Here is a 20,857-nt window from a genome sequence, read left to right on the forward strand (position 1 = left end):
GGGGGGGGGGGCTGGGGGTGGGGGGGGGGGGGGGGGCGCCGCGGGGGGGGGGGGGCGGGGCTTGGGGGCGGGCCCCGTTCCGCACGGGGGCGGGGGGGGGGGGGGCGATGCGCCCGTACCTCAGGCGCAGGGGGCGGAGGCCCCCGGGCCCACGGTGGGGCGCTACGCGTCCGTCGGCTCGCCTGTCAGGGCCGTGACCAGGGGCGGCGTCACCTGGTTGATCTGCCACGGGCGGGCGCCCAGCGCGGCCAGGGCCGCGGCGACCGAGTCCGCGTCCGCCGGCTTCGGGGGCTCCCAGCACAGGCGGCGGACGGTGTCCGGGGAGACGAGGTTCTCCTGGGGCATGTTCAGCCGCTCGGCCAGCGCCGTGACGGCCGCGCGGGCCGCGGAGAGCCGGGCCGCGGCGGCCGGGTCCTTGTCCGCCCACGCCCGCGGCGGCGGGGGACCGGTCACCGGCTGACCCGGCTGCGGCAGCCCCGACTCGGGCAGCGCACGGGCCCGGTCCACCGCCGCCTGCCACTGCTCCAGCTGGCGGCGGCCGACCCGGTGCCCGAAGCCGTTCAGCGCGGCGAGCGCGTGCACGTTGGGCGGCAGGGCGAGGGCGGCCTCCACGATGGCCGCGTCCGAGAGCACCTTGCCCGGCGACACGTCCCGCCGCTGCGCGATCCGGTCCCGCAGCTGCCACAGCTCCCGTACGACGGCCAGCTGCCGCCGGCGCCGCACCTTGTGCATGCCGGACGTACGCCGCCACGGCTCCTTGCGCGGCTCGGGCGGCGGCGCGGACGCGATGGCGTGGAACTCCTGCAGGGCCCACTCCAGCTTGCCCTGCCGGTCCAGCTCCTTCTCCAGCGCGTCGCGCAGGTCGACGAGGAGTTCCACGTCGAGGGCGGCGTAGCGCAGCCAGGGCTCGGGCAGCGGCCGGGTGGACCAGTCGACGGCGGAGTGGCCCTTCTCCAGGACGAAGCCGAGGACGTTCTCGACCATCGCGCCGAGTCCGACCCGGGGGAACCCGGCCAGCCGGCCGGCCAGCTCGGTGTCGAACAGGCTGGTGGGCACCATGCCTATCTCGCGCAGGCACGGCAGGTCCTGAGTGGCGGCGTGCAGCACCCACTCGGCGCCGGACAGCGCCTCGCCGAGGGCGGAGAGGTCGGGACAGGCGACGGGGTCTATCAGCGCCGTCCCCGCGCCCTCGCGGCGCAGCTGCACCAGATAGGCGCGCTGGCCGTAGCGGTAGCCGGAGGCGCGCTCGGCGTCCACGGCGACGGGACCCGAGCCGGCGGCGAACGCCGCGACGGCCCGGTCGAGCGCGTCGGCGTCGGCGATCACGGGCGGAATGCCCTCGCGCGGTTCGAGCAGCGGAATCGGCGCCCCCGTGTCAGAAGTTCCGCCGTCGTCCGGAGGGGCGCCTCCGGTGGTTCGCAGTGAGCTGTCTGCTGCGGTTTCTTGGGCGTCGGTCACCTGTCAAGGGTATCCGTGGATGGACGGCGCCCGCCGACGGAACGTTCCGTCGACGGGCGCCGGGGGGTCGTAAACCGGTCAGGTCGTTGATGCGTCCGGTTCACGGCCGGGACTGGAAAGACGGGGCCGGCGCCTCATGGGGACAGTGCGCGGCAAGGCGGTCGGGCAGGGCGTCGGACGTGTGGCGAACGGATGACGGACGGCGGGCGGACGGGTCGTGGAGCGGGCGGCGGGGCGTCGGAGGAGCGTTCGCGCCGCGGTGGGGAGGGGGCGGCGAGAGCGCCGGCGCCGGTACCGGCAATCGGGTGGGGGGAGGGGATCGGAGATCAGTGGATGATGCCGGTGCGCAGGGCGACGGCGACCATTCCCGCGCGGTCCCCGGTGCCGAGCTTGCGGGCGATCCGGGCGAGGTGGCTCTTGACGGTCAGCGCCGACAGTCCCATCGAGACGCCGATCGCCTTGTTCGACTGGCCTTCGGCGACCAGCCGCAGCACCTCGACCTCACGGCCGGACAGCTCGCGGTAGCCGCCCGGGTGGCTCGGGGCACCCGGGGGGCGGCGGTGCAGACGGGCGGCGCCGATGGGGGCGGCGCCCGGGCGGGCGGGGAGCCCGACGTTGGTGCGGGTGCCGGTGACGACGTAGCCCTTCACACCGCCCGCGAGGGCGTTGCGCACGGCGCCGATGTCGTCGGCGGCGGACAGGGCCAGCCCGTTGGGCCAGCCGGCGGCGCGGGTCTCGGACAGCAGGGTCAGCCCGGAACCGTCGGGCAGATGAACGTCGGCGACGCAGATGTCGCGCGGGTTGCCGATGCGGGGGCGGGCCTCCGCGACGGACGACGCCTCGATGACGTCACGGACTCCGAGCGCCCACAGATGACGGGTGACGGTGGACCGGACGCGCGGGTCCGCCACGACGACCATGGCGGTCGGCTTGTTCGGGCGGTAGGCGACCAGGCTTGCGGGCTGCTCGAGGAGAACGGACACCAGGCCTCCTGGGGGGTGGGGGACGGGGCCGGCTTGTGGGGGGTCAAGCCGGTACGAACCGTGCTTGCAAGGTCACAGTCGTTTTCGGCACCAAACCTGTTGTCCTTTAGAGAATGATCACGATCTGGTGAGTAACAATGCGAGCAATTCGGACACACTGTCGATCATCCGAAGGTCGAATCGGTTCACTCAGGGCCGTTCGGGGTCGCTACATGTCCGAAAGTGGTCGTATCGACAAAGTGACGGCAAGGAACGGGTAAGACCCGCACGGCCGTGCCGGGCGGTACCGCGCGGTCGTCCCCGAAGCGCCTCCCGGCGGCAGGCGACAGCGGCTCCCGGCGGCGGGCGACAGCGACTTCCGGGCGGCCGGAGACAGCACTCGGCCCGGACGGAAGATCCCGTCCGGGCCGAGTGCGTGAGTACGTAAGTGCGTGAGTACGCGAGTGCGTGAGTGCGTGAAGGAAGGAGCCTGCGCCGCGCTCAGCGCGACTGGGGACCGCGCCGCTGCGGCAGCGTCACCACCGAGGCGTCGCCCGGCCCGGCCGGCGGCAGACCGGCGACCTGGGCGAGCAGATCCGACCAGGCGGCCAGGTGCGCCCCGGCGTCCGGCACCCCGCCGAGCCCCTCGCGCGGCGTCCAGGAGGCGCGGATCTCGATCTGCGAGGCCGCCGGCCGCGCCGCGAGCCCGCCGAAGTAGTGCGAGCTCGCCCGCGTCACGGTGCCGCTCGGCTCGCCGTACGTCAGCCCGCGCGCCTGCAGCGCCCCGGTCAGCCAGGACCAGCACACCTCCGGCAGCAGCGGATCGGCGGCCATCTCCGGCTCCAGCTCCGCGCGCACCAGGGTGACCAGCCGGAACGTGCCCCGCCAGGCGTCGTGCCCGGCCGGGTCGTGCAGCAGCACCAGCCTGCCGTCCGCGAGGTCCTGCTCGCCGTCCACGACGGCGGCCTCCAGCGCGTACGCGAACGGCGCGAGCCGCTTGGGCGGCGGCACCGGCTCGATCTCCACCTGCGGCCGCAGCCGCGCGGCCCTCAGCGCCTCCACGGCCGCCCGGAAGGGCAACGGGGCCTCGTCCGCCCTGTTCGCATGCGCGTCCCCCTCCTTCGCGTCGTCCATTCCGCCAGCGCCGTCCGACAGTCGTCCCTGAGCCGCAGCCATGCCGGGAAGATTAAGGGGAACGACGCCTTCGTGCAGGGCAAGACACCCCGCCGTGCCCGCCGACGCCGCCCCGGGGGCCCGACACCGCTGCCGTCGCGCCCCCGCGGTCGTGGGAGACTTGCCACCGTGAGTGCCAACGAGACGCATGCCGGCCACCAGCCGCCGACCGCCACCTACGACTCCGCCTTCCTCAAGGCGTGCCGGCGTGAGCCCGTGCCGCACACCCCCGTGTGGTTCATGCGGCAGGCCGGCCGCTCGCTGCCGGAGTACCGCAAGGTGCGCGAGGGCATCGGCATGCTGGAGTCCTGCGCGCGCCCCGAGCTGGCCGCCGAGATCACCCTCCAGCCGGTCCGCCGGCACGACGTGGACGCGGCGATCTACTTCAGCGACATCGTCGTGCCGCTGAAGGCCATCGGCGTCGAGCTGGACATCAAGCCCGGCGTCGGCCCCGTCGTCGAGCGCCCCTTCCGCACCCGCGAGGACCTGGCCCGGCTGCGCGACCTCACCCCCGAGGACGTCCCCTACGTCACCGAGGCGATCGGCCTGCTCACGGCCGAACTCGGCGCCACCCCGCTGATCGGCTTCGCCGGCGCCCCCTTCACCCTGGCGAGCTACCTCGTGGAGGGCGGCCCGTCGCGGACGTACGAGAACGCCAAGGCGATGATGTACGGCGACCCGCAGCTGTGGGCCGACCTGCTGGACCGGCTCGCCGCGATCACGGCCGGCTTCCTGAAGGTGCAGATCGAGGCCGGCGCGAGCGCCGTGCAGCTCTTCGACTCCTGGGCCGGCGCCCTCGCCCCCGCCGACTACCGCCGCTCGGTGCTGCCCGCCTCCGCGAAGGTCTTCGAGGCCGTCGCCGGCTACGGCGTGCCCCGCATCCACTTCGGCGTCGGCACCGGCGAGCTGCTCAGCCTGATGGGCGAGGCCGGCGCGGACGTCGTCGGCGTGGACTGGCGGGTGCCGCTGGACGAGGCCGTGCGCCGCGTCGGCCCCGGCAAGGCGCTCCAGGGCAACCTGGACCCGACCGTGCTGTTCGCCTCCCGCGAGGCCGTCGAGGCCAAGACCCGCGAGGTGCTGGAGGCCGCCGCCGGTCTGGAGGGCCATGTGTTCAACCTCGGCCACGGCGTGATGCCGGCCACCGACCCGGACGCGCTCACCCGCCTCGTGGCGTACGTGCACGAGCACACCGCCCGCTGAGGCGCGCACGAGCACACCGCCCGCTGAGGCGCGCCGGACCCACACGTGTGACCCGGGCGGGCGGTCCGCCGACCGCCCGCCCGGGAGCCGTTCACGCCGCGGGCGCTGCCGTGCGCGGCGCCGGGACCGCCGTACGGGGTGCGAAGACCGCCGTACGCGCCGTCCGGCGCCGTCGCCGGGTCACTTCAGCCCGTCGTTCAGCGCGGTCATCAGCTGACCGCTCGGGGTGTCGCCGGACATCTCCCAGACGAAGCCGCCCAGCAGCCCCTTGGACTTGATCCAGGCCGTCTTCTTCCCGATCGACCAGGCGTCGTCGAACGTCCACCACTGGCCGCCCGGACCGGTGTAGCCGTACGTCGAGACGGACTGCTCGTCGTGGCGGACGGTCATCGACGGGAAGCTGGTGATCAGGTTGTTGTAGCCGCGCACCCCGGCCTCGGTGTCGAACTGGCCGGGCGCCGCGCCGTTCGCGGCCTGCCACTCACCGGCCGCCCCGCCGTCGGCCACACCCTGCCAGCCGCGCCCGTAGAACGGGAAACCCACCGTCAGCTTGCGGGGGTTGACCCCGGCGTCGAGATACACCTTGATCGCGTCCTCGATGCTGAAGTGGAAGGGGTACGGGTCCTGCGCGTCGGCGTACAGGTTGGAGCCGTGGCCGGTGCGGCCGGGCTCCCACGAGTTGTCGCTGCCGGCGCCGTGGAAGTCGTAGCCCTGTACGTTCGCGTAGTCGAGCGAGTCGAAGATGCGGCCGAGGTCCCAGCCGGCGGAGATCTTCGCCGGGTCGGCCGGGGTGAACGCGGTCAGCAGCCGGTGTTCGCCGCCGAGCGCGTCGAGCTGCTTGCGGAACTCGGCCAGCAGCGCGGTCAGGTTGGCCTTGTCCTGGGCGCCGTAGTGGTTGCCCGGGTGGCCTTCGGAGCCGGGCCACTCCCAGTCGATGTCGATGCCGTCGAAGATGCCGGCGGCCGTGCCGGGGCCGCCCGCGCCGTTGTAGACGGGCAGATCTCCCTTGATCCACACGTCGACGCAGGACTTGACGAACTTCTCCCGCGAGGCCTGGGTGGCGGCGGCGTCCGAGAAGAACTTCGAGTACGTCCAGCCGCCGAGCGACACCACGACCTTCAGCTTGGGGTACTTGGCCTTGAGCTTCTTCAACTGGTTGAGGTTGCCGCGCAGTTTGCCCCAGCCGTCGTCGGCGACGCCGTCCACCGACTGGTCGGCCGACATGGGGCGCGCGTAGTCGGCGTCCGCGTCGCCCGCGCCGGTGCCCTCGTCGGGGTCCTGCGGGTTGGCGGAGACGCCCTTGGTCACCCCGGCCTGGCAGGTGAGGTTGGTCGGATCGAGGTTCTCGAAGGCGTAGTTGACCACGTCGAGCTTGGCCGCGGCGCCCGAGGTGTCGAGGTTCTTCACGAAGTACTGGCGGCCGTAGATGCCCCACTGCGCGAAGTAGCCCACCTTGAGCTGCTTGCCCGCCCCGGCCACGTCGTCGGTGGTGGCGGTCACCGCGTCGGAGGCCGCCGAGGAGTTGTCGGCGGTGTCGCGGGCCTTGACGGTGAAGGTGTAGGCGGTGGCGGGGGAGAGGCCGTCGACGGTGGCCGCCGTGGTGTCCGCGCCGACCGTCCTGACCAGCGTGGTTCCGCGGTAGACGTCGTAGGCGGCCACGGCCACGTTGTCGGTGGACTTGTCCCAGGCCAGGCCGACGCTGGAGGACGTCTTGCCGGTGACACGCGGATTGCCGGGCGCGGTCGGCGGCGTCGGGTCGGTCGCCGGGTCCACGGTTTTCACGGTGAGCGGGGCGCTCGCCGGCCCGGTGTTCCCGCGGGTGTCCTTCGCGCGCACGGTGAACGTGTAACTCGTCGCCGGGGTGAGGCCGTTGACGGTGGCCGAGGTGCCGGTCGCGGTGGCCACGACGGTGGTGCCGCTGAGGACTTCGTAGGAGGCGACGTCGTGGTCGCCGCCCTGCGCCGCCGTCCAGTTCAGGGCGACCGAGTGCGCGGTGACCGCGGTCGCCTTCGGCGTGCCGGGCGCGGTCGGCGGGACGTCGGGGGTGCCGTCGCACTTGTCGCCGTTGACGGTGCAGCCCGTCGGGGCGCCGATCGGTCCGTTGGCGATGAACCAGTAGCTGTACGGCTCGGTGCTGCCGCCGGCCGGGACGTTCGCGTTGTAGAAGGCGTTCTTCACGGTGACGTGCCGCCCGGAGACGGTCGCGTCGCCGTTGTAGTGGCCGGTCACCGAGACCCCGGCCGGGAGGTCGAACTCCAGGCTCCAGCCGCTGACGGCGGCCGCACCGGAGTTGTGGACGACGTATGTGCCCTTCCACCAGGAGCCGTTGTCCTGGGTGGTGAAGGTCGCCGTCAGGGTTCCGGCCGCGTGGGCGGGCGCGGCGAGGGCGGTGAGCAGCGCGAGCGGCAGCAGCAGTGCGGTGCCGAGGGCGGTGAGGAATGTGGTGCGCGGGCGTCCGAGCGACGTGGTGCGCGGGCGTCCGAGCGCCGTCGCGGGTAGTGGTCTGCGCCGGTGGAACATGGCTCTCCCTGTCGTCGTGGGGTGGTACAGGGGTGAGGTGAACCGTGCGTGCGCGGTGTCCGTCTGGGTCTGTCTGGCGGAGCGCCCACAACGTAGAAGGTCTGGACCAATGCGTCAACGGGTTCCGTGAGCCGATTGGTCGAGACCACCGAATGGCCGAAAGTGGCCGTACGACGGGGGGAGTTGACGTCGCTCATGCGCGGAGCCCGGCTCCCTGAAGGGGGAAGCCGGGCTCCGGTTCGGCCGTGCGGGGTGTCGGCCCCTGCGGTTCTGCGCTGCTGTGGCTCAGCGCGCGATACGGATGCGGTACGCCTGGTCCTGGCCCTCCGGGCCGGCGCCGGACTTGTCCACGACGTAGGCCGTGCCCTCGTCCACGGTGATGTGGTTCGGGTTGGCGCCGGTGGCCAGCGTCTCCACGACGACGCCCTTGCGCGGGTCGACCACCGACACGTCGGCGTCCGTGCGGTTGACCACGAGGACGCGGCCGGTGCGCGCGTCGGCGGCCACGGACAGCGCGCCCGCGCCCGTCGGGATGGTCTTGGCGACGGACTTCTTGCGCAGGTCGACCACGGAGACGGCGCCCGCGGCCTGGTCGGCGGCGTAGGCGGTGCGGCCGTCGGCGGACAGGGCCACCGAGATCGGGCCGTCGCCGGCCGGGATGAACACCGGGTCCTTGGCGAACGGGGAGACCGCGATCAGCCGGTCGCCGTTGAGGTCGGCCGCGTACACCGTGCCGGTGCGCTCGTTGACGGCGAGGCCGGCCGGGCCGGCGCCCTCGACGGTGACGCGCTTCTTCTCCTTGAAGGTGCGGGTGTCGAAGGCGACCACGCTGCCGTCGCCGAAGCCGCTGGCCCAGGCCAGGTTGTGGCGCTCGTCCACGACGACCTCGCGGGCGTGGGCGACGTTCGGCAGGGTCGCCAGGTGCTTGCCGGTGCGCTGGTCGTAGACGGCGACGGAGTTGTCGCGGGTGTTCGTCGTCCAGACGGTGTTGTGCTCGTCGTCCACGGCCACGCCGTAGACCGCCTCGACGGCGCCGGTGGCCGCGTCGGTGACCGGCGGCGTGTACGTCGCCTTCACCGCCAGGGTCTTCGGGTCCACCTTGAGCAGCGCCGAGGAGGACACCGGCGGGCGGCCCACAGCGGTGGTCGCCCACAGCACGTGGTTCCGCTCGGAGTACGCCGACTGGTAGAGGCCCTTGGCGAGCGGCGCCGAGGTGACGGTCGAGGTGGGGGCGGGCTTCTGCGGGTGGCCGGTGTGCGCGGAGGCGGTGCCGGTGAGCGCGAGCACGCTGCCCGAGGCGAGGGCCACGGCGATGGCGCTGATACGGCGGACTCGGCGGACCTGGCGGGTGGCTGCGGACATGCTGCGTCGATCTCCTTGGGGTCAGGACCTCCCCACCAGGGGGAGGGGGACGACAATCAACTTAGCTTAGGCTTACCTAACTTTTGACCGCGGGAGGTGTGTCGGTGGTCACAACTCCCCTCTGTGGCCGGTGAGCTGACGTGACGTCGGTTATGGGCATGCCGCGGAGGGGTGCCCGCTCACACGTGTCGAGCGGAACACCCCTCCGGTGGGAGCGGGTCGGGTCAGGCGCCCTCGGCCGGCCGCGCCGGACGGCGGCGTACGACGAACACCGTGGTGGCCGCGGCGCCGGCGGCGCCGCCCACCGCGGCGGCCGCGGCGGACCACGCGATGGTGGCGTAGGAGACCTCGGAGCGCACCGAGGCCACCGGGGCCGTGGCGGGGGTCGCCGCACCGGCGCCCGCGGCCGGGTCGGCCGCGCCGGCCGCCGTGACGCCCGGCTGCGTCACCTTGAAGTCCACCTTCAGCGTGGTGGGCGGGTTCGGCGCGAGGAAGCGCAGCCAGTGCGCGCCGACGGAGGTGTCGGCCGGTATGGTCACGTCCCCCTCGTACGCGCCGGTCGCGTCGGCCTTCCACTGGCCGAGGATGGCGTCGTCGTCCAGCTTGATGGTGACGGTCTGGCCCGCCGGGAACTTCTCCACCTCGAAGTGGAGCTTGCCGCCCGGCTGCACCTGGCTGGCCGTGATCTGCGCTTTCGCGCCACGGGAGTTGGAGGCGGCGGCCGGTGCTCCGGAGGCGGCCGGAATCGGCGTCGCACCGTCGCCGGCGCCACCGCCCGCAGCGCCGCCGGCCGTGGCGGAACCGCCCGTACCCGAACCGCCGGCCGTGGCGGCCGACGCCGGGTCCGCGCCGGAGGTGACGGTGAAGTCGGCGCGCAGGCTGGTGGGCGGGTTGGGGGCCAGGAAGCGCAGCCAGTGCGCACCCTTGGTGGCGTCCTGCGGGATGGTCACGCTCCCGGAGAGGGTGCCGTCCGCGCCGATGCCGTCCGGCCACTGACCGATGATCTTGCTGTCGTCCAGCTTCACGGTCAGCTGCTGGCCGGCCGGGAAGCCGGTGACGCGGAAACTCACCTTGCCGCCCGCCGCCACGCTGGAGCCGGCGGTGATCGTGGCCGAGGCGCCGCTGGTGCTGCCGCCTCCGCCGCCCGAACCGGAGCCGCCGGTGCCGGTGCCTGTGCTGCCCGTGCCGCCCGTGTCCGTGCCGCCGGTGCCGGAGCCGCCGGTGGAACCGCCGCCGCTGCCGCCCGTGGAGCCGCCTCCGCCGGTCGAACCGCCGCCTCCGGAACCGCCCGTGCCACCGCCGCCGGCGGAGGTCACCGTGATGTCGGCGCGCAGGCTGGTGGGCGGGTCGGGAGCCAGGAAACGCAGCCAGTGGCCGCCGGCCGAGGTGCCCTTGGGGACGGTGACCGAGCCGGAGAACGTGCCGTCGGCGCCGACCGCCTTCTGCCACTGGCCGATGATCGTCTCGTCGTCGAGCTTGACGGTGACCGTCTGGCCCTTGACGAAGCCGCTGAGCGCGAAGGAGACCTTGCCGCCCGCCGCGACGCGGTCGCCGCCGGTCAGCCGCACCTTCGGCTCGGCGGCCGGGGTGCTCGGCGTCGGGGTCGGCGTCGGGGTGGGGGTCGGCTTGGGCGTCGGGGTGGGGGTCGGGGTCGGCGTGGGGGTCGACGGGTCCGTGACCGTCAGGTCGTCGCTGCGCACGCTGGTCTGCGGGGCGAGGAACCGCAGCCAGTGCCCCGCGCCGGGCGCGGTCTCCGCCGGGATCGTCACCGAGCCGGCCACGCTGCCGTCGTCGCCGAGGGGGAACTGCTTGAGCAGCGTCTTGTCGTCCAGCTTGACGCTGAGCGTGGCGCCGGCCGGGAAGCCCGAGACGGAGAAGGACACTTGACCGCCCGGCGCCACCGAGCGCGCGTCCAGGGAGACGGTGGGCGCGGTGGCGTCGGCAGCGAGCGCCACGGTGCCGGGGGCGGCCGTCGAGCCCGCGTGCGCGGTGGCGAACGGCGCGGCGAGCGCGCCGAGTCCGAGGGCCGCGCCGGCCGTCAGGGCCGCGGTGCGGGCGGCCCGGCGGCTGCCCCGGGAGGCGGGCGACGGGGTGCGGGTGGGTCTTCCGGAGGTCATGTTCGTTGCTCCTGGCGGGCAGAAGTGAGGCGGGGCGCGATACGCGAAGCGTGCGCGGGACGCGCGGGGGCACCGGAGACGCCGGGCCCGCGAGCGAGACTTAGGTTAGCCTAACCTCAATTTTCGGTCACCGGGAGGGATCGCCTCCTGTGCGGCCCCTGTCCCGATTCCCGGGCCTTATGGCGGCCGGTCCGGCGCGGCGCCGCCAAGGTAAGGTACACCTAAGTCGATCACCGCAGTGTCCCGTGCACCGGAGCCGCCCGCCATGTCCCTGACCGCGCCGCCCGAGGGCGACCCGCAGCACCCGCCCCGTCTGGCCCGCCCCGACGCGCTGCCGCTGCTCGACGCACCGCCCTTCGCCCTGCCCCGACCTGACGGCCTGGCGGACTTCTGGGCGGACGTGCACCGCCGCGGCACCCCCCTGGTCTCCCCGGACCCGCTGGGCGGCGCCGATCACCGGGCGGTCACCTTCCTGTGGCGCGGCACACCCGCGACCCGGGCGGTGCAGGTGCTGCCCAACAAGCTCGGCGACCCGCGCGCCCCCGAGGGCAACCTCATGCGGCACGTGGCCGGAACCGACGTGTGGCACTGGACGCTGCGGCTGCGCGCGGACTGGCGCGGCACGTACGACCTCTACGTGGACGAGGGCGACGGACCCGCGCCGGGCGAGCCGGGCTACTGGCCGTGGCTGCGCGGACAGGTCCGCACCGACCCGTACAACTCCCGCACCCTGCCGAGACGCTGGGGCGGGCAGCCGGTCGGCTACGCCGAACTCCCCGACGCGCCGCGCGCGGTGGACTGGGAGCCGCGCCCGGAGGTGCCGCGGGGCACGGTGACCGAACACGTGGTGGCGAGCGAACTCCTCGGGGACAGCAGGCGCGTATGGCTCTACGAGCCCGCCGCCGAGCACGCGGGGCGGGCCGCCGCCGGGGGACTCCCGGTGCTGGTGCTCCTGGACGGCGAGCACTGGCAGCCGCGGCTCGGTCTCGCCCGTCTGCTGGACAACCTCATCGCGGACGGCCGCGTACCGCCCCTCGCCGCAGTGCTCCCGGAGTCCGTGGACGCGGGCACGCGCTGGGCGCAGTTGACCTGCCGGCCGGAGTTCGTGAGCTTCCTGGAACGGGAGTTGCTGCCCTGGGCGGCGGGCGCGCTGCCGCTCACCGAGGACCCGGCGCGCACGGTCGTCGCCGGGCAGAGCCTCGGCGGCCTCACCGCCGCCTACGCCGCCGCGCACAGCCCGCACCGCTTCGGCAACGCGCTGGTCCAGTCGGGCTCGTTCTGGTGGCCCAACGGCCCCGGGGCGGAGTGGCTGACCGCCGAACTGGCCGCCGCGGGGCGGCTGCCGGTGCGGTTCTGGCTCTCCTTCGGCGAACAGGAGTGGGTGGCCCTGCCGGCCGCCCGCCGCCTGCGCGACACCCTCACCGCGGCGGGCTACGACGACGTGGTGTACCGCGAGTTCAACGGCGGCCACGACTACCTGTGCTGGCGCACGGAACTCGCCGACGGCCTGGTGGGGTTGCTGGGCGACGGCTGAGCCGTCGTCGCCGGTCCCACCCGGCCCGCTCCGCGGCCGCGGAGCCGCCCCGGCCTCCGCTCGGCCTCCGTCCGACCCCGCCTGGACCGCCCGTTGCCGCTCGGCCGACCTCGTTCCCGCCCGGCCGGTCCTGGAGCTGCCCGAACTCCCGTTCCGGTCCGGCCCCGATGCCGCCGGGTCCCGGGCCGGGCGGCCTGGTCGGCACGGTCGGCTGCCGGGGCTGCTGCCGGGGCTGTCGGGGCCGCTGGGGCAGCCCGGGCGGCTGGGACGGTCTGGGACGGCCGGGTCGGACCGACCGCCCCGCCGTCCTTCCTGCCCGGTCAGCCTGCTCGAAGGCGAACCGGGCGATGGGTCCGGCCCCCGCCGTCCTTCCTGCCCGGGGCAGCCGGTCCGGTGCCGTCGGCCCGGTTCCGCGCGGCGCAGGCCGCCGTGTGGTCCGGCGGGGCGCCACCTCCAGGAGGCTCCCACCGGAGAGCGGCGAGGGCCGCCGCCGTGTGCCGCCCGAGCGGGCGGCGGCACACGGCGGCGGTGCCGTGCTCTGCCGAAGCAGCCGTACCGGCCGCACGTGTCGCCCGTCCGCCGGATCGGGCGGCGGGCCTCCCGTCGGCGACCCGGACCACGTCCGGAGCCCCGGCGGGCCCGTCACCGCGTCCGAGCGTCGCCTCCCGGTCACCGCGTCCGGAGCGTCGGCCCTCGGTCACCGCGTCCGGAGCGTAGGCCCTCGGTCACCGCGACGGCTCACGACCACCGCGACAGCCCTCGGACACCGCGATGATTCCCCCCGCCACCGCGACGGCCCCGGCGGACGGCCCCGTCACGTCGGGGCCGTCCGCCGGGGCCGTTCGCCGGGGCCGTCCCTCCTCACCCGTCCCTCACCCGTCCAGTTCCTTCAGCCGGGCCGACAGGACCGACGTGATCGTGTCCAGGTGGGCCTCGCGCAGGAGTTGCGGGTGGGTGCAGTCCAGGTCGTGGTTGTCGATGCTCCCGGCGACGTGCGGGCGCCAGGCCTCGCGGGTCAGCCAGTCCTCGGCGCGCGGCGCGGCGGCCGTGAAGAACAGCACGTCGCCGTCGAAGCGCCGGTGCCGGTGCTCGCGCATCATCCGCGCGTGGTTCGGCACGATGTCCACGATCCGCGCCAGGGTGCGGTCGCCGAGGCCGGCCAGCGGGCTGCCGGCCCGGCGCAGGGTGGCCAGGACGTCCTCGCGGGTGCGTTCGCCCGCCCGCTCGAAGCCGGCCATCCGCAGCACCGCGGTCAGCGCGTCGCCCTCCTCGGGCGCCGGCCGCTCGCGCCACTGCTCGGCCGGGAAGGCGTCCAGCAGCGCCAGCAGATCGACCCGTTCACCGGCCTCCCGCAGCAGCACGGCCACCGTGTGGGCGAGGATGCCGCCCACCGACCAGCCCAACAGCCGGTAGGGGCCGTGCGGTTGGATCTCGCGGATGCGTGCCGCGTAGTCCTCCGCCTCCTCCTGGAGGGTGCGCGGCAGCGGCTCGTCGTCGGCCAGGCCGCGGGCCTGGATGCCGTACAGGGGCTGGTCGGGACCGAGCCGTGCGGACAGCCCGGCGTAGCACCAGGCGAGGCCGCCGGCCGGGTGGATCGCGAACAGCGGGGTCCGCTCGCCGCCGCCGCGCAGCGTCAGCACCACGCCGAGGGCGTCCCCGGCGGCCGGCGCGGCGGCGCCCAGCCGGGCGGCGAGCGCGGCCGGGGTGGGCGCCTCGAACAGCGAGCCGATCGTCAGCTCGGCGCCGAACTCCTCCCGCACCCGCGCCACCAGCCGCACCGCGAGCAGCGAGGTGCCGCCCAGGTCGAAGAAGGTGTCGTCGGGGCCGACCCGGTCGACGCCGAGCACGTCGGCGAAGATCCGGGTCAGCGCCGCCTCACGGGCGTCGGCGGGTTCCCGGCCCTGCCCTGACCCGGCGAACACGGGCGGCGGAAGCTCGCGCCGTTCCAGCTTGCCGCTGGGGCTCAGCGGGAACGCCTCCAGCGCGACGACGGCCGACGGCACCATGTGCTCGGGCAGTTCGCGCGCCACACCGGCCCGTACGGCGGCCGGGTCGGCGTCGCCGGTGACGTAGCCGACGAGGAGTTGCTCGCCGGGCCGGTCCTCGCGCACCAGCGCGCACGCGCCGTCCACGCCGTCCTGCGCGGTGAGCGCCGCCTCGATCTCGCCGAGTTCGATGCGCTGGCCGCGCAGTTTGACCTGGTGGTCGGTGCGGCCGAGATACTCGACCTCGCCCTGCCCGGTCCACCGGGCCACATCGCCGGTGCGGTACATCCGGCTGCCCGGCGGGCCGAACGGGTCGAGGACGAACCGCTCCGCCGTCAGCTCCGGGCGGTGCAGATAGCCGTCGGCCAACTGCCGTCCGGCGAGGAACAGTTCGCCGGGCACTCCGGGCGGGCAGGGCCGCCGGGCGGCGTCCAGGACGTACAGGCGGGTGTTCCACACCGGCCGGCCGATCGGCACCGGGCCCGAGTCCGCCGGGTCGCAGGCGTGGTACGTCACGTCGACGGCGGCCTCGGTCGGGCCGTACAGGTTGTGCAGCTCGACGCCGGGCAGGGTGCGCGCGAAGACGTGGGCGCTCTCGCGGGGCAGCGCCTCGCCGCTGCAGAACACCCGGCGCAGCACTCCGGCGCAGTGGGCGGCGGCCGGCTCGGCGAGGAACACCTGGAGCATGGACGGCACGAAGTGGCAGGTGGTGACGGCCTGTTCGTGGATCAGCCGGGCCAGCTGCGCCGGGTCCTTGTGCACTCCCGGTTCGGCGACGACCAGCGTCGCGCCCTCGCGCAGCGGCCAGAAGAACTCCCACACCGACACGTCGAACGACGACGGCGTCTTCTGCAGCACCCGGTCCTCGCCGGTCAGCCCGTAGGCGTGCTGCATCCAGCGCAGCCGGTTGTCGATCGCCGAGTGCGGCACGACGACGCCCTTGGGGCGGCCGGTGGAACCGGAGGTGTAGATCACGTAGGCCGGGTGGGCGGGGGTCAGGGCGCGCGGCGGGTTCACCCACGGCCGCCCAGACACGTCCAGCGTGTCCAGGGCCACCAGCGGCACCCCGGTGTCCTGCGGGAGGCGGTCGGCGCGGTCGGTGATCGCGCAGACCGGGGCCGCGTCCGCCAGCATGTACGCCAGCCGCTGCGCCGGATAGTCCGGGTCCAGCGGCAGATAGGCGGCGCCCGCCTTGAGGACCGCGAGCAGGGCGACGATCAGCTCCGCCGAGCGCGGCACGGAGACCGCGACGACCGCGCCGGGCCGCGCGCCGAGGGACTGGAGGTGGTGGGCCAGCCGGTTGGCGCGCTCGTCGAGCTGTGCGTAGGTGAGCCGGGTGTCGCCGAACACCAGCGCGGTCGCGCCGGGGGTGCGGGCCGCCTGCGCCTCGATCGGGCCGATCAGCGTGGTCGGCGGCACCGGCCGCTCGGTGCGGTTGAACTCCTCCAGCACCAGGGCGAGTTCCTGCGGGGTGGCGATGTCCAGGTCGCCGGTGGGCCGGTGCGGGTCGGCGGCGGCGATCCGGTCGAGCAGGTGCAGGAACCGCTCCTGGTGGGCGGCGAGCGCATCGTCGTCGTAGAGCGCCGGGTTGCCGTCGTGGTCGACGGCCAGGCCCCGGCCGTCGGCGCGGTCGTAGATGTTGACCGTCAGGTCCTCGACCGGTCCGGCGGACAGGTTGCGGGCGCGGGCGGGCGAGCCCGCGAAGTCGACGCCGTAGTCGAACGGCATCACGTTGACCAACGGGCCGACCAAGGCGCGCTGTTCGCCGAGCAGACCGAGGTCGCGGCGGATGTCCTCGTAGCGGTAGCGCTGGTGGCGGCGCACCTCGCGGATGCTCAGCACCACCTGCCGCACCAGGTCGGCGAAGGTGGCCTCGGGGGTGACGGCGAGCCGCAGCGGCAGCACGTTCATCACCATGCCCGGCACGCGCAGCGCGACGCTGCCCATCCGGCACATCATCGGCATCCCCAGCACCACGTCCGCCCGGCCGGTGGCCCGCGACACGTACAGCGCCTGCGCGGCGACCAGGACGTCCGGCCAGGTGGCGCGCAGCCCCGCCGCCAGTTCGCGCAGCCGCTCGGTGGCCTCGGGCGACAGCCGGGCGCTGCGGCGGCGGAACGTGCGCGAGGGCAGCGCGCCCCGGCCGGCCAGGCGCGGCGCCTCCGGGCGGTCGGCGAACGCCGCCGCCCAGTGGGCGCGGTCGGCCGCGCACCGCCCGGAGGCGCGGTACGCCGCGTCGTCCTCGACCAGGTCGGTCAGGCGCCCGAACCGGCAGGCCGGCGGCCGCTCGCCGCGGGCGAGCGCGGTGTGCACCTCGGCGGTGCGGCGCACCAGCAGCGAGTAGCCGTAGCCGTCCATGACGAGGTGGTGGATGCGCTGGTACCACAGCCAGCGTTCGTCGCCGACGCGGAACAGGGCGTGGGCGAACAGCGGCCCGGCCGCCAGGTCGAACGGCTCGGCCAGGTCGGTGCGCATCCAGGCCAGCGCCTGCCCCTCCGGATCGCGCGCCTCGCGCACGTCCCTTACGGTCAGCGGGAGTTCGACGTGCGACCGGACGTACTGGCGCGGTCCGTCGGGGCCGTCCTCGACGCGGACGCGCAGCGCGTCGCTCTCCGCGACGACCTGCCGCAGCGCCTTCGCGAACACGGCCGGGTCCAGCGGGCCGTCGATCTCCAGGCACTCCGCCGTGTTCTGCGCGGGGCTGAGCGGGTCGAGGGCCTGCGCGTACCACATGCCCGACTGAGCCGCGGTGAGCGGGAGTTCGACCTCGCGCGCGGCCGTGTCCGCCGGGCCGTGGCCGTCGGTGAGCACGGCCGTCATGAGTTCCCCAGCAGGGCCGCCCACGCCTCGACGGTGGGCTGCTCGGCGAGATCGGCGAAGTCCGCGGTGACGGCGTGCTCGCGCCGCCAGCGCTCCAGCAGCGCCATGACGCGCACCGAGTCCAGGCCGTAGTCGACCAGGTTCTCGTCGGCGGGTATGTCGGCCGGGTCCTCGCCGAGGCAGTCGGCGACGTCGGCACGGATCTGTTCCAAAGTGAGGGCCATGCCGCTCACACCTCCTCGAAGAGCGCGTCGGTGGTGGTGACGACCGCGCAGCGGCCGGCGGCCCAGCGCAGGGCCATGTCGTGGTCCTCGCGGGAGAAGTCGGCGACGGCGTCGGCGACGACGAACGCCTGGATGTCCCGCGACCACGCGTCGGCGGCCGTCATCATGACGCCGATGTGCGCGTACACGCCGACGATCGCCAGCTGGTCGCGGCCCCAGGCCCGCATCCGCTCCTCCAGATCGGTGCGGGCGAACGCGCTGTACTTCCACTTGGTGAGCGTGAGGTCGCCCGGCTCGGGCGCGACGGCCCCGGGCACGGCCAGCACCTCGGGGTCGTCGGCGACGCCGGGACCCCAGAAGTCCAGCTGGAGGCCCCGCTGCTGAGGCGTCTGCCCGCCGCGCTGCGCGGAGTACACGACCGGCACGCCGAGCCGGCGGGCCTCCTTCAGCAGCCGGGCGGTGTTGCCGAGCATGCCGGTCAGCGGCTCCTGCCCGGCCGGGAAGGCGGACAGGAAGTGCTGCTGGAGGTCGTGCACCAGCAGCACGGCGCGCGCCGGGTCCACGGTCCAGGACACCCGGTTCGCGGGCAGTTCGGCCGGGGCGGGCAGGGGATAGGCGGGGATCTTGGGAAGTGCCATGGTGTGGGGGGCCTTTCAGCGCTGCTCGGCGGACGAACGCAGCTGCTTCTTGCTGATCTTGCCGATGCCGGTCTGCGGGAAGGCGTCGACGAACTCGACCAGGTCGGGAACCTTGTAGGCGGCGACGCCGCGGTCGCGGACGAACCGCTTCACGGCGACGGGCCGGAGCGGTTCGGCGCCCTCGCGCAGGATCACATAGGCGAGGGTGCGCTCGCCCAGGTACTCGTCGGGCACCGCGACCAGGGATACGTCGTGCACGGAGGGGTGGGCGAGGATGATGTTCTCGATCTCCTCGGCGGCGACCTTCTCGCCGCCCCGGTTGATCTGGTCCTTGGCCCGGCCCTCCACGACGAGGTGACCGCTCGGGGTGCGCCGCACGATGTCGCCGGTGCGGTAGAAGCCGTCCTCGGTGAAAGCCGTCCGGTTGTGCTCGGGCGCCCGCCAGTAGCCGCGGATGGTGTACGGGCCGCGGGTGAGCAGATGCCCGAACTCGCCCTCCGGCACCTCCCGGTCGGCGTCGTCCACGATACGTATCTCGTCGTCGGGCGAGATGGGCCGGCCCTGCGTGGTGACGACCGTCTCCGGATCGTCGTCCAGGCGCGTGTAGTTGACCAGGCCCTCGGCCATCCCGAACACCTGCATGAGCCGGCAGCCGAGGGCGGGCTCCAGGCGGCGCGCGGCCTGCTCGCTGTACTTGGCGCCGCCCACCAGCACCAGCTCCAGGCTGGACAGGTCGTGCGCGGTGCCCGCCGCGGCGTCCGTCCACACCAGGGCGAGCGGCGGCACCAGCCCGGTCATGGTGATCCGCTCCCGCTCGATCAGCTCGAACGCGGTCGCCGGATCGGGCTTGGGGCACAGCACGGCCGTACCGCCCGCGTACAGCACGCCCAGCCAACCGGGCGAGCTCATCGGGAAGTTGTGCGCGGCCGGCAGCACGACGAGGAAGCGGGTGTCCGCGTCCACGCCGCAGATCTCGTTGGAGCCGCGCAGCGAGTAGAGGTAGTCGTCGTGGGTGCGCGGGATCAGCTTGGACACCCCGGTCGTCCCGCCCGACAGCTGGAGGAACGCCAGCTCGTGCGGGGCCGGCCCCGCGAACGGGCCGGCCGGCTCGCACGGCACCTCCGCCAGCGCGGTGTGGGCGCCCGGGTCGCCGGCCACGAACACGTGCTTCAGGCTCGGCGTGCTCTCCTGGACGCGGGCGGCCAGCTCCCGGTGGTCGTACCCGCCGAGCACGTCGGGGACGACATAGGCGACGGCCTCGGAGAAGGCGCAGAAGTGGCCGATCTCGGTGTCCCGGTGCGCGGGCAGCGCGTACACCGGCAGCGCGCCGATCCGGAACAGCGCGAAGACGACCTCCACGAACTCGCCGACGTTCGGCAGCTGGACGACCACCCGGTCGCCGCGGCCGATGCCGCGCGCCGTGAACCCGGCGGCCAGCCGGTCGGCCGCCTCGTCCAGCTCCCGGTAGGTCCAGGTGCGGCGCTCGGGGGCCGGGTCGACGAGCGCGATCCGGTCGGGATGCGCGGCGGCGCGCTCGCGCAGCATCCCGCCGAACGTCTCGCCGCGCCAGTGGCCGGCCGCGCGGTAGCGCTCGGCGAACTCCTCGGGCCAGGTGGGCGCGTCCACGCCCGGGGTCAGAGCGTCGGCGGTCACAGCGCGGCTCCCACGGCGTCCAGGAAGGTACGGAACTTGGCGGCGGTCTCGGCGGTCTCGGCCTCCGGCGAGGACTGCGCGACCACGCCCGCGCCCGCGAACAGCCGCAGCGTGCGGCCCTCCGCCTCGGCGCAGCGGATGGTGACCACCCACTCGCCGTCGCCGTCGGCGTCCTGCCAGCCGACCATGCCGGTGTAGGCGCCCCGGTCGAAGGGCTCCGACTCGGCGATGACGGCGCGCGCCACGTCCGTCGGCGTGCCGCACACGGCCGGGGTCGGGTGCAGCGCGCAGGCCAGGTCGAGCGCGGTGACCTCGGGTCCGGCGATCTCGCCGACGACCGTGGTGGACAGGTGCCACATGGTGGCGGTGCGCACCAGCGTGGGCCGCTCGGGCACCTGAAGACGCCCGCACAGCGGGGCCAGCGCCCGCCGTACGGCGTCCACCACGACCGCGTGCTCGTGCAGGTCCTTGGGCGACTCCAGCAGCGCCACCGCGCGCCGCACGTCCTCGGCCAGGTCGGCGCTGCGCGGCGCGGACCCGGCCAGCGGGTTGGCCGTGAGCCGGTTGCCCCGCCGGGCGACGAGGAGTTCGGGGCTGGCGCCGATCAGGGTGCGGCCGGGGCCGGAGGGCACCGCGAAGGTGTAGCCGGACGGGTCGCGGCGGGCCAGCCGGTTCAGCATCGCCGGCAGGTCCGGGTCCGTCGGCGCGGTCAGCTCCAGGGTCCGGGCGAGGACCACCTTGTCGAACTCGCCGGCCCGCATCCGGGCCACCGCGGCGGCCACCGCGGCCCCGTACGCCTCGGGCGCGGGCCACTCGCGCACCTGCCAGCCGGCGCCGTCCGCCGCCTCCTGGGCGGGCAGCGCGACCAGCGGGTCCTCGGCCAGCGGGGCCGCGCCGCGCACGGTGGCGGGGACGGCGAGGGAGGCGGGGGCGTCCGGGGCGAACGGCACCGCGCCGAGCACCAGCGGCACGGGGCGGCCGGGTCGGCGCAGCCCGGTCAGCAGCTCGTTCACCCGCCGCGTCAAGGGGCGTTCGTCGTGCGGGACTTCCGCGGCGGTGCCGTGGGTGAGCAGGGTGCGCCGGGGAGTGGCGAGGAAGCGGTCGGCGCCGGCCCGGTAGTCGTCCAGCAGGGCGACGGCGGCGCCGGGGGCGTGGTCGGCGGGTGCGGTGGACCCGGCGGCGAGGCCGGGTTCGCTCACGGGGGCGGTCAT

13 protein-coding genes are annotated in these 20,857 nt (G+C 74.7%); 2 read left to right on the forward strand and 11 right to left on the reverse strand.

Annotated features, from left to right (window positions below):
- Nucleotides 1-162: 162 nt before the first annotated feature.
- The 3 genes from K7787_RS13490 to K7787_RS13500 form a co-directional block, all read right to left on the reverse strand.
- Nucleotides 163-1,458: a ribonuclease D gene (locus K7787_RS13490; protein ID WP_223001540.1), complete on the reverse strand. Its 1,296-nt coding sequence runs from the start codon at nucleotides 1,456-1,458 to the stop codon at nucleotides 163-165.
- A gap of 326 nt (nucleotides 1,459-1,784) precedes the next feature.
- The gene (locus tag K7787_RS13495) at nucleotides 1,785-2,441 is read right to left on the reverse strand and encodes a response regulator transcription factor (RefSeq protein ID WP_019981737.1); all 657 of its coding nucleotides are present in this window, start codon (nucleotides 2,439-2,441) and stop codon (nucleotides 1,785-1,787) included.
- 480 nt (nucleotides 2,442-2,921) lie between these two features.
- Nucleotides 2,922-3,596, reverse strand: coding sequence for a DUF3000 domain-containing protein (locus K7787_RS13500; protein ID WP_009191239.1), 675 nt, complete (start codon nucleotides 3,594-3,596; stop codon nucleotides 2,922-2,924).
- Between the two features lie 126 nt (nucleotides 3,597-3,722).
- Between K7787_RS13500 and hemE the strand changes: the two genes are divergently transcribed.
- On the forward strand, nucleotides 3,723-4,793 hold the full coding sequence (gene hemE, locus K7787_RS13505; protein WP_223001541.1) for a uroporphyrinogen decarboxylase: 1,071 nt from the start codon (nucleotides 3,723-3,725) through the stop codon (nucleotides 4,791-4,793).
- Between the two features lie 180 nt (nucleotides 4,794-4,973).
- On the opposite strand, the gene K7787_RS13510 is transcribed toward hemE, so the two are convergent.
- The 3 genes from K7787_RS13510 to K7787_RS13520 all read right to left on the reverse strand — a co-directional run bounded on the left by K7787_RS13510 (nucleotide 4,974) and on the right by K7787_RS13520 (nucleotide 10,792).
- Entirely contained in the window at nucleotides 4,974-7,313 is a 2,340-nt protein-coding gene (locus tag K7787_RS13510; RefSeq protein ID WP_247720853.1) for a glycosyl hydrolase family 18 protein, read from the reverse strand.
- A gap of 285 nt (nucleotides 7,314-7,598) precedes the next feature.
- The gene (locus K7787_RS13515) at nucleotides 7,599-8,675 is read right to left on the reverse strand and encodes a YVTN family beta-propeller repeat protein (protein ID WP_009191242.1); all 1,077 of its coding nucleotides are present in this window, start codon (nucleotides 8,673-8,675) and stop codon (nucleotides 7,599-7,601) included.
- A 224-nt stretch (nucleotides 8,676-8,899) separates the two neighbouring features.
- Nucleotides 8,900-10,792, reverse strand: a complete 1,893-nt coding sequence (locus K7787_RS13520; RefSeq protein ID WP_223001542.1) for a hypothetical protein — start codon at nucleotides 10,790-10,792, stop codon at nucleotides 8,900-8,902.
- A 265-nt stretch (nucleotides 10,793-11,057) separates the two neighbouring features.
- On the opposite strand from K7787_RS13520, the gene fes reads away from it, so the two are divergent.
- On the forward strand, nucleotides 11,058-12,326 hold the full coding sequence (gene fes, locus K7787_RS13525; protein ID WP_223001543.1) for an enterochelin esterase: 1,269 nt from the start codon (nucleotides 11,058-11,060) through the stop codon (nucleotides 12,324-12,326).
- An 872-nt stretch (nucleotides 12,327-13,198) separates the two neighbouring features.
- Here fes and K7787_RS13530 read toward each other — a convergent pair.
- From K7787_RS13530 to K7787_RS13550, 5 genes are read right to left on the reverse strand one after another with little or no spacing between them, the layout of a single operon-like run.
- On the reverse strand, nucleotides 13,199-17,131 hold the full coding sequence (locus K7787_RS13530; RefSeq protein ID WP_223001544.1) for a non-ribosomal peptide synthetase: 3,933 nt from the start codon (nucleotides 17,129-17,131) through the stop codon (nucleotides 13,199-13,201).
- Nucleotides 17,128-17,355: a phosphopantetheine-binding protein gene (locus tag K7787_RS13535; protein WP_043261439.1), complete on the reverse strand. Its 228-nt coding sequence runs from the start codon at nucleotides 17,353-17,355 to the stop codon at nucleotides 17,128-17,130. The genes K7787_RS13530 and K7787_RS13535 overlap by 4 nt, the downstream gene beginning before the upstream one ends.
- A 5-nt stretch (nucleotides 17,356-17,360) precedes the next feature.
- A complete protein-coding gene (locus K7787_RS13540) occupies nucleotides 17,361-17,993 on the reverse strand; it encodes an isochorismatase family protein (RefSeq protein ID WP_009191247.1) in 633 nt (210 codons plus the stop codon).
- Nucleotides 17,994-18,008: 15 nt separating this feature from the next.
- The gene (locus tag K7787_RS13545) at nucleotides 18,009-19,646 is read right to left on the reverse strand and encodes a (2,3-dihydroxybenzoyl)adenylate synthase (protein ID WP_223001545.1); all 1,638 of its coding nucleotides are present in this window, start codon (nucleotides 19,644-19,646) and stop codon (nucleotides 18,009-18,011) included.
- Nucleotides 19,643-20,857, reverse strand: coding sequence for an isochorismate synthase (locus K7787_RS13550; RefSeq protein WP_223001546.1), 1,215 nt, complete (start codon nucleotides 20,855-20,857; stop codon nucleotides 19,643-19,645). Before K7787_RS13550 ends, K7787_RS13545 begins: the two co-directional genes overlap by 4 nt.

Source organism: Streptomyces sennicomposti (genome assembly GCF_019890635.1).
Lineage (GTDB): Bacteria > Actinomycetota > Actinomycetes > Streptomycetales > Streptomycetaceae > Streptomyces > Streptomyces sennicomposti.

Excerpts from the sequence above, each read along its gene's own strand:
- K7787_RS13500 (WP_009191239.1), bottom strand. The coding sequence starts at position 3,596 with ATGGCTGCGGCTCAGGGACGACTGTCGGACGGCGCTGGCGGAATGGAC.
- K7787_RS13510 (WP_247720853.1), bottom strand. The coding sequence starts at position 7,313 with ATGTTCCACCGGCGCAGACCACTACCCGCGACGGCGCTCGGACGCCCG.
- K7787_RS13515 (WP_009191242.1), bottom strand. The coding sequence starts at position 8,675 with ATGTCCGCAGCCACCCGCCAGGTCCGCCGAGTCCGCCGTATCAGCGCC.
- K7787_RS13520 (WP_223001542.1), bottom strand. The coding sequence starts at position 10,792 with ATGACCTCCGGAAGACCCACCCGCACCCCGTCGCCCGCCTCCCGGGGC.
- fes (WP_223001543.1), top strand. The coding sequence starts at position 11,058 with ATGTCCCTGACCGCGCCGCCCGAGGGCGACCCGCAGCACCCGCCCCGT.
- K7787_RS13530 (WP_223001544.1), bottom strand. The coding sequence starts at position 17,131 with ATGACGGCCGTGCTCACCGACGGCCACGGCCCGGCGGACACGGCCGCG.
- K7787_RS13535 (WP_043261439.1), bottom strand. The coding sequence starts at position 17,355 with ATGGCCCTCACTTTGGAACAGATCCGTGCCGACGTCGCCGACTGCCTC.
- K7787_RS13540 (WP_009191247.1), bottom strand. The coding sequence starts at position 17,993 with ATGGCACTTCCCAAGATCCCCGCCTATCCCCTGCCCGCCCCGGCCGAA.
- K7787_RS13550 (WP_223001546.1), bottom strand. The coding sequence starts at position 20,857 with ATGACCGCCCCCGTGAGCGAACCCGGCCTCGCCGCCGGGTCCACCGCA.